Origin of the sequence: Pseudomonas sp. NY15435 (assembly GCF_048068295.1) — a bacterium.
Classification (GTDB): domain Bacteria; phylum Pseudomonadota; class Gammaproteobacteria; order Pseudomonadales; family Pseudomonadaceae; genus Pseudomonas.
Window position 1 is genome coordinate 241665 of the sequence record NZ_JBLUQA010000003.1, and the last position, 13291, is coordinate 254955.

11 protein-coding genes are annotated in these 13291 nt (G+C 65.2%); 4 read left to right on the forward strand and 7 right to left on the reverse strand.

Translation table 11 applies throughout. The annotated features are described in order from the left end of the window. Nucleotides 1–248 precede the first annotated feature (248 nt). Both cheR and ACNFH5_RS08355 read right to left on the reverse strand, forming a co-directional pair. Nucleotides 249–1070 carry a protein-glutamate O-methyltransferase CheR gene (gene cheR / locus ACNFH5_RS08350; protein WP_416745154.1) on the reverse strand — a complete coding sequence of 274 codons (822 nt, stop codon included), beginning with the start codon at nt 1068–1070 and terminating at the stop codon, nt 249–251. A 124-nt stretch (nt 1071–1194) separates the two neighbouring features. Further along, complete coding sequence (locus ACNFH5_RS08355) at nt 1195–2133, reverse strand: chemotaxis protein CheV (RefSeq protein WP_416745155.1); 939 nt, start codon at nt 2131–2133, stop codon at nt 1195–1197. A gap of 137 nt (nt 2134–2270) precedes the next feature. On the opposite strand from ACNFH5_RS08355, the gene flgA reads away from it, so the two are divergent. The 4 genes from flgA to ACNFH5_RS08375 all read left to right on the forward strand — a co-directional run bounded on the left by flgA (nt 2271) and on the right by ACNFH5_RS08375 (nt 4786). Continuing rightward, the gene (gene flgA / locus ACNFH5_RS08360) at nt 2271–2960 is read left to right on the forward strand and encodes a flagellar basal body P-ring formation chaperone FlgA (RefSeq protein ID WP_416745638.1); all 690 of its coding nucleotides are present in this window, start codon (nt 2271–2273) and stop codon (nt 2958–2960) included. 142 nt (nt 2961–3102) lie between these two features. Then, complete coding sequence (gene flgM / locus ACNFH5_RS08365) at nt 3103–3414, forward strand: flagellar biosynthesis anti-sigma factor FlgM (protein ID WP_416745156.1); 312 nt, start codon at nt 3103–3105, stop codon at nt 3412–3414. A 43-nt stretch (nt 3415–3457) separates the two neighbouring features. Beyond that, nucleotides 3458–3919, forward strand: coding sequence for a flagella synthesis protein FlgN (locus ACNFH5_RS08370; protein ID WP_416745157.1), 462 nt, complete (start codon nt 3458–3460; stop codon nt 3917–3919). Between the two features lie 117 nt (nt 3920–4036). Beyond that, entirely contained in the window at nt 4037–4786 is a 750-nt protein-coding gene (locus tag ACNFH5_RS08375) for a flagellar brake protein (RefSeq protein WP_416745158.1), read from the forward strand. A gap of 43 nt (nt 4787–4829) precedes the next feature. On the opposite strand, the gene ACNFH5_RS08380 is transcribed toward ACNFH5_RS08375, so the two are convergent. The 5 genes from ACNFH5_RS08380 to ACNFH5_RS08400 form a co-directional block, all read right to left on the reverse strand. Further along, the gene (locus ACNFH5_RS08380) at nt 4830–6170 is read right to left on the reverse strand and encodes an MFS transporter (RefSeq protein ID WP_416745159.1); all 1341 of its coding nucleotides are present in this window, start codon (nt 6168–6170) and stop codon (nt 4830–4832) included. A gap of 273 nt (nt 6171–6443) precedes the next feature. Then, nucleotides 6444–7682 (reverse strand): glutamine synthetase family protein, encoded by a 1239-nt coding sequence (locus tag ACNFH5_RS08385; RefSeq protein ID WP_416745640.1) that lies wholly within the window; start codon nt 7680–7682, stop codon nt 6444–6446. Nucleotides 7683–8023: 341 nt separating this feature from the next. After that, nucleotides 8024–9637, reverse strand: coding sequence for an inorganic phosphate transporter (locus ACNFH5_RS08390; protein WP_416745160.1), 1614 nt, complete (start codon nt 9635–9637; stop codon nt 8024–8026). 180 nt (nt 9638–9817) lie between these two features. After that, complete coding sequence (gene ppk2 / locus ACNFH5_RS08395; RefSeq protein ID WP_416745161.1) at nt 9818–10735, reverse strand: polyphosphate kinase 2; 918 nt, start codon at nt 10733–10735, stop codon at nt 9818–9820. Nucleotides 10736–10919: 184 nt separating this feature from the next. Further along, complete coding sequence (locus ACNFH5_RS08400) at nt 10920–13193, reverse strand: acylase (RefSeq protein WP_416745162.1); 2274 nt, start codon at nt 13191–13193, stop codon at nt 10920–10922. Nucleotides 13194–13291: the final 98 nt, after the last annotated feature.

Sequence of the window (13291 nt, forward strand, 5' to 3'; positions counted from 1 at the left end):
AGACGGAGCCCGCTTTTACGGCAGAGGAACCATACGAGGAAGCAACGGGCTTTCTTCCGGTAACTCGGTGCCCATTCCTTCCCCCAACCCTGGCTGCGCGCCCCGCTCCAAAGGGAGAGGGTTAGAGCACGCCAGAGCGCAAGCGTATCTCGCAGGTGCCGACTCCGTCGGCAATCGAATGGTCGGCAATCGAATGAATGCGAATGCAGAAGCAGGAACCCCGCCCGAACAGGCGGGGCTGCGGCCGGTTACTTGGCCTTGTAGATGATCCCCGGGCTGCACTGAACCATCTGGTAATGGTCCGGCAGCGCGTTGAGCGCTTCGGAAGCACCGAGGAACAGGTAGCCGCCGGGCTTGAGCGTGGCATGGATGCGCAGGAGGATGTCGCGCTTCACCTCGGCCGAGAAATAGATCAGCACGTTGCGGCAGAACACCATGTCGAACTTGCCCAGGGTCGCGTAGCTGTCCAGCAGGTTCAGCGCGCGGAACTCCACGCGGCTCTTGATCGCCGGCTTCACCGTCCAGCGCCCCGGCGTCTTCTGATCGAAGTAGCGGGCCAGACGCTCCTGCGACAGGCCGCGGCCGATGGCCAGGCTGTCGTACTCGCCGGCCTTGCAGGCGGTGAGCATGGAGCCAGAGAGGTCGGTGGCGACGATCTGCACGCCTGCCTTCAACTGGCCGAGGTTGGTGCGTTCGAACTCGTCGATCGACATCGACAGCGAGTACGGCTCCTGTCCCGAGGAACAGGCCGCGGACCAGATGCGCAGGCGCTGGCCGGGTGCAGCCTTGATCATCTCCGGCAGCACGCGGTTCTTCAGGACTTCAAACGGATAGGTATCGCGAAACCAGAGGGTCTCGTTGGTGGTCATCGCGTCGACCACCTGTTCGCGCAGCTGACTGCGCATCTGAATCTTCTGTACCAGTTCGCCCAGGGACTTGATGCCCTGCTGCTCCATCAACTTGTTCAAGCGGCTGGAGACCAGGTACTGCTTGTTGGCGCCCAGGAGGATGCCGCAGGTCTTCTCCAGGAAATCCCGGAACAGCTCGAATTCAGAATTGGTGGATGTCACAGATAAACCTCTTTGCTCGTGGGCGGCTGCCGACGCGACTACGGCGACAACTGCCTGACCGGTGCTCAAAAAACCATAGACGATGCGGGCGGCACCGGCGCCACCCGCACTTCATCACAACGGATCAGGCCGTCGCGCCATCCACTGCCTTGATGCGGTCCGACACGCGGGCCGCCAGGTCATCGGGACGGAACTTGGCGAGGAAGTCGTCAGCGCCGACCTTCTTCACCATGGCCTGGTTGAACACCCCGGACAACGAAGTATGCAGGAGAATGTGCAGATCCTGCATGCGCGGGTCGTGCCGGATTTCCGCCGTGAGCGTGTAGCCGTCCATTTCCGGCATCTCGATATCCGAGATCACCATCAGCAGATCGCTGCCAGGATGCCCGCCGGCCTCCACCATCTGGTGCAGGTAATCCAGCGCCTGGCGGCCATCGTTGAGCGCCAGCACTTCCACGCCGACCGTCTCCAGGCAACGCACCAGTTGCTTGCGCGCCACCGAGGAATCGTCCACCACCAGCACGCGCTTGCTGACCGCTCGGGCCTGGGTGTCGGCATCCAGCACACCTTCGGAGATGTCCTCCGAGGTCGGCGCCACTTCGGCGAGGATCTTCTCCACGTCGATGATTTCCACCAACTGATTGTCCACCCGCGTCACCGCCGTCAGGTAGTGATCACGGCCGGTCCCCTTGGGTGGCGGATGGATCGACTCCCAGTTCATGTTGACGATGCGCTCCACCGAGTGCACGAGGAAACCCTGCACCTTGGTGTTGTACTCGGTGATGATCACGAAGCTGTTGGCGACATCCCGCAGGGCATGGCGCCCCGTCGCCAGCGCCAGATCAAGGATCGGAATGGTGCCCCCGCGGATATTCGCCACCCCGCGCACCACCTGGCTGGACTTGGGCATCACGGTCAGGCGGGGGCATTGCAGCACCTCCTTCACCTTGAACACGTTGATCCCGTACAGCTGGCTGCCGTTCAAGCGGAACAGCAGCAGTTCGAGACGATTCTGGCCAACCAGCTGCGTACGCTGGTTGACCGAATCCATGACTCCGGCCATTGAGCCTCCTGTGCACGCAACGCCGCCCCGACTCACGAAGACGGCATGACCATTGCTTGGATCGTTGCATGAAGCAAGCAACGACATTTTTCCGACAGCTGAGACCCGCGCGCGCCCTGATGGCTGCGCTGCTCGGCATGACGGGTGCGCTGACCCTCTCCCCGGCTGGGGCGGAAGGCTTCACCGCGCCTGAAATCCTTATCGGCTCCACCCAGGGCTTTCTTGAGTTCAAGGTGGAAGATTATCTGCAGACTTCCGGCATAGACGCGCGCTACGACATCGAAGTCGCACGCATCGACCCCCGCCTGCGCCTGGCGCAGTGCGACAAGGACCTGACGCAGGCGCTGGAAAGCCCGGCGCAGCCCGTTGGTCGGGTCACCGTGCGCGTGCGCTGCGACGGCAGCTCGCCCTGGACCGTCTTCGTGCCGGCCACGGTCAAGCTTTTCCGCCCAGTGGTCGTCACCACTCAGCCACTCAAGCGCGACCACGTCATCGAAGCCGCCGACATCAGCGTCGTCGAGCGCGACGTCGGCGCATTGACCCAGGGCTACCTGACCGACCCCGAACGCGCCCTGGGCCAGAAGCTCAAGCGCTCCACGGTGAACGATCAGGTGCTGGCCCCGATCTTTCTCGAGCAGGCCGCCGCCGTGCGCAAGGGCGAGCAGGTGGTGATCCGCGCCCGCACCAGCGCCATCAATGTGCTGATGCCCGGCGAGGCGCTGTCCGACGGCGTGCCCGGCGAGCAGATCCGCGTGCGCAACCTGCGCTCGCAGCGTATCGTCAAGGCTCGGGTGATCGAGCCAGGCACGGTCGAGGTCACCCTGTAACCCTGCGGTTCGAGGCCGTTTCTGGCATGATGGTCTCTGTGGTGCGCGAAATGTGTTCGGGCGCACGAAAATTCGGCCTAAAGTTTCTCTCAAGACGGCCGAAAAGCTTGGCAAGCGTCCAATACCTCCAGAGGTTTCCAACATGGTTATCGACTTCAACCGGCTGAACCCGGCCACTACGCCAGTCAGCACTGGCCGTAGCGGTGCCGCCCAGAGCGGTCGCAGCGAAGCCGCCGCCGAGTCCCCCGTCAACGCCCCGGCCAAGAGCGGCGAATCGGTGCAGCTCAGCGATACCGCGCAGCAGCTGCAGAAAGTGAGCGATCAACTGAAGGATCAGCCCGTGGTCGACAATGAAAAAGTGGCTCGCATCAAGGCGGCCATCGCTGACGGCAGCTATCAGGTCGACAGCCAGAAAGTCGCCAGCAAGCTGCTCGATTTCGAATCCCAGCGCTGAGCCGACTCGCGCTGGACCACCCTCGTAGAACGCCGAGCCCAAGATGTCTGACGCCCTGCTTTCCCTGATCCATGGCGACATCGAAGCAGCCACCGCGCTGCTGCAGCTGATCGAAGACGAGTTCCAGGCGCTGCAGGTGCGCGACCTGGCCCAGCTGCAGAAGCTGCTCGATCGCAAGCTGCCGCTGCTCCAGCAGCTCGAGCGCAATGGTCGCGAACGCAGCCTGGCGCTGCAGCAGGCCGGCGTGAGCATCGACCGCGAGGGTCTCGCCCAGCTCGCCCAGGCCAGCGGCAACAACGAATTGCTGGCGCGTGGCGACGAGCTCGCCGCCCTCCTCGACCAGTGCCAGGAAGCCAACCAGCGCAACGGCAAGGTCATCCGCGCCGGCCAGGCCAGCACCGGGCGCCTGCTCGATATCCTGCGCGGCCAGGACACTCCCAGTCTCTACGATCGCCATGGCGGCTCGACCCAGAGCAGTCGCCAGCGCCCGCTCAGCCAGGCCTGAGCCTCAGGCTGATCGCAGCGATCAGCACTGGTCTGACTGCCCGCCCTCGGGCAAAATGCCATCACACGCCCTGCCCCGTGCAAGACTCATAACAAACACAATGGAGACCCGCGGACCGTGTCCAATCTGTTCGTCGAGGAAAATGGCCCTCAACCACCGAAGGTGTTGAAAGCTCCGGTGGAGATCCACTCCAGCCTGAAAATGCTGATGGACAGTCACGATCCCCTGGTTGTCACCTTCGAAGGGCGCAGCCAGCGCTTCCAGAGCTTCGTCGTCGAGATCAACCGCGACCGCAATATCGTCGCCCTCGACGAACTCATTCCCAACGACGGCGAACGCTACCTGCAGAACGGCGAACAGTTCCGCATCGAAGCCTTCCACGAAGGCGTGCGCATCGCCTGGGAATGCACCCAGAACGCCTTCTTCTCCGAGATCGACGGCGCCCGCTGCTACTGGCTTCCCGTACCGGCCGAGATGCTTTACCACCAGCGCCGCAATGCCTTCCGCGCCCCTGTCGGCCAAGGCCAGCCGGTGGCCGTGGAGATCGGTGGCAGCAAGCTGAAATCGCCGCTCAAGGGCAACCTGATCGACATTTCCGCCACTGGCTGCAAGATTCGCCTGGAAGGCAACGCAGTCGATCGCCTGCAGCCCGGCCAGGTCTATGAGGAATTCACCGCGCGCCTGCCCTTCGGCGCCCTGACCATGGAAGTCGAACTGCGCCACGTGCATTTCGAGGAAAAGGTCGGCTACAGCTTTGCCGGCGTACGCTTTCATCAAATGAGCGGCCTGGCGCAGCGCAACATCGAGCGCTTCGTCTACCAGCTGCAACGCGAAGCCCGGCGCTTCGAGAAAGACGAGCTGTTCTAGTTCGTCCCGGGCGGCAAACGCTTGCCGCCCTTCCCCTGCGGCCTCACGCAGGCCGGCTTTCTTCCTCTGCTTCCGCTGCCGCATCAGGTGCGGGCGCACTGCTGTCGTTGCCCTTCATCTGCTCCTCCACGGCGGCTTCGGCTACCCGCGGGTCGAGCGCGGCGGACAGCGGCGAAGAGGCCAGGCTATCGGGCGTGGCAACGTGCTTGACCGGTGCTTCGTCGACCCGGTGCACGCCGCTGACTTTCTCCGGGTGCACGCGCCAGATCAGGATCAGCGAACAGGCGCAGACGAACGCGTAGAGCATGTTGGCGCCGAAAGCTTTCATCAGCGCGCCGGCCGCCAGCGGGCCGATACAGGCGCCGACACCGAAGGTCACCAGCAACATGGCAGTGAGGGAGACGCGGTGCTCGCCTTCGACGTGGTCGTTGGAAAACGCCACCGCCAGCGGGTACAGCGTGAACTGCACCAGGCAGACCACGAAGCCCAGCGGCAGCAACCAGGCCAGCGTCATCGGCGGCAGCGGCAACATCGGCAGCAGGGCCAGCGGCAATGCGACCACCAGCAAGAGAATCGCAGCATTACGGATCAGCGCCGCACGATCGTAGCGGTCCGACAGCCAGCCCAGAGGCCATTGCACCACCAGCCCAGCGAAGATGCAGCCACCCATGAACAGGCCGATCTCCTCCGTACTCAACCCCTGGCGCACCGCGTAGAGCGGCGCCAAACCGTAGAAGGAGCCGATCACCAACCCGGACACCAGTACCGTGGTCAGCGACTGCGGCACCCGCTTGATGAAGAAGCGCGGCTCCAGCGGCGCCGGGCGCAACGGCGCGGGGTGGACCTTGTGCGTGATCGCCACCGGGATCAGCGACATCGCGAAACATAGCGCGATCAGCATCGGCAGCTCCGGGCCCAGCCCCGGATGCACCACCAGCACCAATTGGCCGAGCACCAGCCCCAGGTACGAGGCGACCATGTAGCCGGCGAACACCAGCCCGCGCTGGCGCGCCTCGGCCTGTTCGTTGAGCCAGCTCTCAATGACCATGTACTGGCACATCATCCCCAGGCCGATGGCGACCCGCAGCACCAGCCAGAAGCCGATCCACGGCAACAGACCGATGCCCAGCACCGCCGCCGTGACCAGCCCGCCACAGGCGACGTAGGCGCGGATGTGACCGACGCGGGCGATCAGCCGATGGCCGATCTTGCCGCCGAGGACGAGGCCGAGGTAGTAGGCGGCCATCATGGCGCCGATCCACAGCCCATCGACCTTCTCCGCGCCCAGGCGCAACGCGAGGTAGGTACTGAGCAGACCGGAACCGGTCAGGAGCATGACGGCAGCGAAGTACAGAGCACGAAACGCGGTGACGATCCGAAGCATTGGACCTCCTGGTCCAGGACAACCCCGGCACAATGTCCGGGCAGCGGAAAGCGGGACTTGCGCTGACACATTAGAGGCTGCCAATCGGCGCGTCGAGGGGCCTGCCGGGCCCGGAATGGCGAGCGTCGCGCACGGTGATGCGGGGTAATTCGAAGGATGTCGGCGGGATGCACGAGGATGGCTTGAAGATCCCCTGGAAATGGCCGCCGATCACAGCTGCATCAGACTTTCGCCGCAGCTGTGTCGGCGGGCCCGCGCATCAGGCTTTCAACATCAGGCCTGGGCGGCGAGGACGCGGCGCTCCCACGGGCTGATCTCGTCGAAGAAGCTGGTCAGCTCCATGGACTTGGTCGCGCAGTAGCCGTCGATGAACTCGTTGCCGAACACCTCGCGGGCCAGTTCGCTGCGTTTGAGACGCTGCATCGCGTCGTACATCGTGCAGGGCAGCAGCAACTCATCCGGCACCTCGAACTCACCCTGGATCGGCGCGGTGGGTTCGAGGGTCTGCTCGATGCCGTGCAGGCCGGCGGCCAGGCTCGCGGCAATGGCCAGGTACGGGTTGGCGTCGGCGCCGGCCAGGCGGTTCTCCACCCGCCGGGCCACCGGTGCACTGGCCGGAATGCGCAGGCCGGCGGCGCGGTTGTCGTGGGACCAGCAGGCATTGTTCGGCGAGGCGTACGGGTGGCACAGGCGCTGGAAGGAGTTCACGTTCGGCGCGAACAGCAGGGTGAAGTCCGCCAGGCAAGCCTGCTGGCCGCCGATGAAATGCCGGAACGCCGGCGTGGCCTCGCCGCCTGCATCGGTGAAGATGTTGCGGCCGTCGCCATCGACGACGCTCTGGTGGATGTGCATCGAACTGCCCGGCGTATGCGCCAATGGCTTGGCCATGCACACCACGATCAGGCCGTGCTTGAGCGCCACTTCCTTGAGCAGATGCTTGAACAGGAAGGTCTGGTCGGCCAGCAGCACCGGATCGCCATGCAGGAAGTTGATCTCGAACTGGGTGGTGCCCATCTCGTGCATGAAGGTGTCGCGCTCCAGACCGACCGCTTCCATGCAGCGGTAGACGTCCTGGAAGAAGGGACGCAGGCCATTGTTGGAGGACACGCTGAAGGCCGAGTGGCCGATCTCGCGACGCCCATCGAGGCCGACCGGCGCCTGGAAGGCTTCGTTGGCGTCGGGGTTGGGCGCGAAGACGAAGAACTCCAGTTCGGTCGCTACCACCGGGCTCCAGCCGCGCTCGGCGTAGCGCGCGACCACCTGCTTGAGCAGGCCGCGGGTGGAAAGGCCGGAAGGCTTGCCGTCGAGTTCCACCGCATCGCAGATGGCGAAGGCGCGGGGTTCGTCGCTCCAGGGCAGACGGTGAATCTGGGTCGGCTCGGCGATCAGGGCGAGGTCGCCATCGTCGCTGCCGTAGTACTTGGCCGGCGGATAACCGCCCATGATGCATTGCAGCAGAACGCCGCGCGCCAGTTGCAGCCGGCGCCCGGTGAGGAAGCCCTCGCCGGTCATCACCTTGCCACGCGGCACCCCGTTGAGGTCGGGGGTGACGCACTCGATCTCTTCCACTCCAGCCAGGCGTTCGGCGAGTGGGTTCGCTAGATCGCTACTCATGACTTCTTATCCTTGTTCTTCTTGTCCTTGTCACAGGACGCCGCGCGAGGTGCGCGAGCCCGTACAAAATACGCACCACGCGTTCGATATTTCAAGCGGGCCGAAGATCGGATATACCTTGCCGGATCGCAGGCAGGACACGTGTAGGAGCGAGCTTGCTCGCGAACCCGCCCGGCTTCCGAGTCGGCGGATGGTCTGTTCGCGAGCAAGCTCGCTCCTACAAGGTGAGTACACGCCAATCAGAACAGATGGGTGAACAGCCAGTAGAGCGAAGCGGAGAGCACGATGGCCGCCGGCAGGGTCAGCACCCAGGCCATCAGCAGGTTGCGGATGGTGCGCATCTGCAGGCCAGAGCCGTTGGCCGCCATGGTGCCGGCCACCCCCGAGGACAACACGTGGGTCGTCGACACCGGCAACCCGTACATGTCCGCCGCGCCGATGGTCATCATCGCCACCAGTTCCGCCGAGGCGCCCTGGGCGTACGTCAGGTGGGTCTTGCCGATCTTCTCGCCGACGGTGACCACGATGCGCTTCCAGCCGACCATGGTGCCCAGGCCGAGGGCGATGGCCACGGCGACCTTCACCCAGAGCGGGATGAAGCGGGTCGACTCGTCGATCTTACCCTTGAACGCGGCCAGCTTGCTGGTGGTGTCCGCGTCGAAGTTGCCGACCTTGTCCTTGTCCATCAGGCGGATCGCCTCGCTGGTCAGGTACATGTCGTTACGCACGTTGCCCATGGCTTCGGCCGGCACGCGGGCCAGGCTGCCGTAGCCCTTCACTTCCGCGCCGATGGCGCCGGTCAGCGCCGCCAGGGACGGGATCAGCTCCGGCTTGGCTTCCTTGGTGCGCACGTATTCCGACAGCACCGCACGCGGATCAGCCGGCGCCGGCTGCGGCGCGGCGCGGACCAGCGCCTGCTGGGTAACTTCGGCAACGGCGACGAACTGCACGGTCTGGTCCGCCGGCATGGTGCGGTTCAGCGCGTAGGCCATCGGCAAGGTGCCGACCAGGATCAGCATGATCAGGCCCATGCCCTTCTGCCCGTCGTTGGAGCCGTGGGCGAACGACACTCCGGTGCAGGTGAGGATCAGCAGGCCACGAATCCACCACGGCGGCGGCGTCTTGCCCTTGGGCGCCTTGTACAGCGCGCGGTTCTTCACCAGCAGGCGCAGCGCCAGCAGCAGGAGCGCGGCGCAGACGAAGCCGATCAGCGGCGAGAGCAACAGCGAGTAGCCGACCTTGGTCGCCTGCGCCCAGTCGACGCCGCTGGTGCCGTCACGGCCGTGCATCAGCGCATTGGCAATACCGACGCCGATGATCGAGCCGATCAACGTGTGCGAGGACGATGCCGGCAGGCCCAGCCACCAGGTGCCGAGGTTCCACAGGATGGCGGCGATCAGCAGGGCGAAGACCATGGCGAAGCCGGCCGAGGAACCGACCTGCAGGATCAGCTCAACCGGCAGCAGGGCGATGATGCCGAAGGCCACTGCGCCGCTGGAGAGCAGCACGCCGAGGAAGTTGAAGCAGCCCGACCAGACCACCGCGAAGTGCGGCGGCAGCGAGTGGGTATAGATGACCGTGGCCACCGCGTTGGCGGTGTCGTGGAAGCCGTTGACGAACTCGAAGCCCAGGGCGATGAACAAGGCGACCCCGAGCAGCAGGAATGGCGTCCAGGTGGTGACCGCGGTGGTGACGTCGTCGACGTCGCGCACCAGGCTCCAGGCCGAGAACAGCAGGCCGACGGCGAGCACGGCGAAGAAGATAAAGGCGGTGATGCGGCCGGGCTTGTGTTCCAGATGGGGCCGTTCTTCGACGACGGGAAGATCGCCGGCGGCCAGGGTATCGGTGGTCATGCTGGGAGTCCGCGTGGAGGGGTGTCCCGGTCATGATCGGCGGGGAATGTTACAAGTTGTGTCTCAGCCCCGGCATCGAACGCTGTAGGAGCGAGCTTGCTCGCGAAGTGCCTGACGCCGCGGCAATCGGCCAGGTTCGCGAGCAAGCTCGCTCCTACGAAAAGCTCTGCCCACCTGGCCTCAGTAAACCTCCGGCACCACGATTTCCCGTGGCGTCGGCGTACGCGAATAATCCTCGTGGCGCTGCCGCGCAGGCAGGATCACCGCCGGGTGCTCGACGTCCTCGTAGGGGATCAGTTTCAGCAGATGGCTGATGCAATTGAGCCGCGCGCGCTTCTTGTCGTCGGCCTGCACCACCCACCAGGGCGCCTCGGCAATGTGGGTGCGATCCAGCATGATTTCCTTGGCCTTGGTGTAGGCCTCCCAGCGGCGGCGCGACTCCAGGTCCATGGGGCTGAGCTTCCACTGCTTGAGCGGGTCGTGGATGCGGCTGAGAAAGCGCAGGTGCTGCTCGTCGTCGGAGATGGAGAACCAGTACTTGATCAACTGGATGCCCGAGCGCGCCAGCATGCGTTCGAACTCCGGCACGCTGCGGAAGAACTCCTCGTACTGCTCGTCGTTGCAGAACCCCATCACCCGTTCGACCCCGGCGCGGTTGTACCAGCTGCGGTCGAACAGGACGATCTCCCCCGCCGCCGGCAGGTGCGAGACGTAGCGCTGGAAGTACCACTGGGTCTGCTCGCGGTCATTCGGCGCGGGCAGCGCGGCGACCCGGCACACGCGCGGATTCAGGCGTTGGGTAATGCGCTTGATCACGCCGCCCTTGCCTGCCGCATCGCGGCCTTCAAAGAGGATCACCACCTTGTGGCCGGTCTTCACCACCCAGCTCTGCAGCTTCACCAGCTCGCCCTGCAGGCGGAACAGCTCGCTGAAGTAACGACGGCGGGCGAGCTTTTCCTCGTCGACGTCGGCGTGCTCGTCGAACAGTTCGTCGAGGTTGCGCACATCTTCCAGCAGTTCCAGTTCCAGCTCTTCATCGCTGTGGTCGAGCAGTTCACGGTGGATGCGGCGGATCACGGATTCATTGGTCAGGGGCATGGCGGCGGCCTACGCGTCGGGGCTTTGCCGCCAGACTAGGGGCGCTCGGTGTCAGGCTGGTGACAGCGGTCGCCCTGTAGGAGCGAGCTTGCTCGCGAAGCGCACAACTCCGGGGAGGGGGCCGGAGAACACTGTTCGCGAGCAAGCTCGCTCCTACAAAAGCACTCCGGCTACCGATGTTCCTCTACTGCTCGCGCAACTCCATCACCTTCAACTCCGGATCAGCCTTGATCTGTTCGTCGGTAAACGGCAACTCAGGCCATTGCTGCCGGGCGAACAGCTCCGTCTGGTCCCGATGATGCGGCGAGCTCGGCTCGCTGGACTGCGAGAACGCCAGCAACCCACGCGCCTTCGGCCCGTCGGCGGTGAAGTCCACCAACTGGATATAGCTGCTGCCACTGAGCACACGGTAATGGTCGCCCTGCCACTCCGAGGTGATGGCGTTGTACACGCCCTCGTTGCCGGTGCCGCCAGGGATGCCCAGCGGGTTGGCGACATCGCCGGTCAGTTGCAGCTCGCCCCACTTCTCGTCTGCGCGGATGCGGCGGCCGTCGATCTCCTGCGCGGCCGCTACCAGCGCCTGCTGCGCCTGCTGGCGAACCTCCGGCTTGTCCAGGGCGATACCCGAAGGCGTGGCCAGCGGCAGCTTGGGATCGAAGGGCAGGCGCCAACCACCGTCGATTTTCAGGAAGCGCGCGACAAAAGCCTGGAAGTAGGCGAAGCCCGGATTGCTGTCGAGGTTGACGTGACGGTCCCACGAACCCAGCGCTGCGCAGGCCGCCTCGGTGCCCGCGGTGGCCGGCTTGCACAGTTGCAGCAGGTCGTCGAGAAGCATGTCGGCAACGTAGACGCGGTTGTCGGTGACCATCTTCTGCAGATCGTCCGGACCGATCTTGCCATCTCCCTTCAACCGCTCCAGGGCGAAGCGCGCACGGGCGCTGACCGGAACCGAATCGCGACTCACCAGTGGCGAGAAGCCGGTCAGCGGCTGCGCCGGGTTGCTCATCCAGGCACTGTCGTTGGAGTTCTGCACGAAGTCCTCGCGCGCAAGCGCCGGCATCTGCTCCGGCGGCGTCAGCCCGGCGTGACGGCTACCCGGCGCGCTCGACCAGTTGCACGCGCGGCGCCCGCCCTGCAGCACCGGCAAGCCCTGGAACTCGGTAATGGCGCAGTCGGCCAGTTGCTGCTGGCTCAGGTACGGCACCACCGACTGGTTGAGGTAGAGCACGTTGCCCTCGGCGTTGGTGGCCAGGGTGTTGACCCAGGGAATGCCCTGCACATGCTCGATGCTGTCACGCAACTCATCCAGGCTGCGCGCGTGATCGATGGCGTACCACTGCTGCAGCACGCGGTCGTTGCCCAGGTTGGCGTCGCGCACTGCGAAGGCTTCGCTGGCGTTCCAGGGGAATTTTCCCGGCACGCTGAGCAGCGGGCCGTACTCGGACTCGTACAGCGTATGGCTGCGCACGCCCACGCGGCCGTTGGGTTCCAGCACGCGAACGCGCAGGGTGATTTCCTTCAGCGGCCGCGACTGGCCATCCACGCGATAGCTGTGCGGGTCCTGCGGATCGAGGTCGAGGCGGTACAGGGTGAAGTGGCTGGAGGTATCCACCGTGTGGCTCCAGGCCACGTCCTTGCTGAAACCGATATTCACCAGCGGCATGCCGGGCAGCGACGCGCCCATCACGTCGAGCTGGCCGGGAATGGTCAGGTGCATCTGGTAGAAGCGCAACGCCCCGAACCAGGGAAAGTGCGGGTTGGCCAACAGCAGGCCGTTGCCGTCCGCCGAGCGCTCGCTACCCACGGCGACGGCGTTACTGCCGTGGTCGCGGTGGAAGTTTTCGCGACGCTGCATCGCCGCCAGCACCTCGCCGTCACTGACCACCGATGTGCTCACCTGCCCCGGCGGAGTGGCCGCCATCATGGCCTCGGCGAACTGTCCGGCGCCGGCTTGCACCAGCAAGCGACGGGTCAGGCGCAGCAGGTCGTCGGCCTCCAGCGGGCGCAGCCAGGCCTTGCCCGCGCACTGCGTGCCGGCGGCCTGGGTGTCCCACAGCCAGCGGTTGTAGCCGGCCGCGTAGCCATCGAGAAGGTCGCGGATCGGCTGCGGCTGCGCACTGCGCAGGCGGCGCAGCGATTCGTTGTCGTTGAGCCAGGTGTAGAAGAAGTCCGAAGGCAGGTTGCCGATGCCGGCGGAGGATTTGCCCTCCACGCCGAAGTAGCGCGAGCGTTCGCCCCGCGCGGTGAGGACTTCCTCGGCCAGCAGGCAGGCGTTGTCGCGGGCGTAGGCGTAGCCGATGCCATAGCCCAGGCCCAGTTCGTCCCTGGCCTGGATGTGCGGAATGCCGTAACGGGTCCAGCGGATCTGCGCCTCGAGTTCGGCGCCATAGGCCAGCGCGGGCAGTCCGGTAGCCAGCAGGCTGCCGGCCACGGCGGCCAGTCGGAAGGTCTTGCTCATTGATTCCCTCAATGCTCGGATGACGGCCGGATGCCCGGCCAGGGGCACTCGGCCGCGCCGCTTGCGCGGTGCCGGTGCAAGGGTTGGATGGCGGCTCA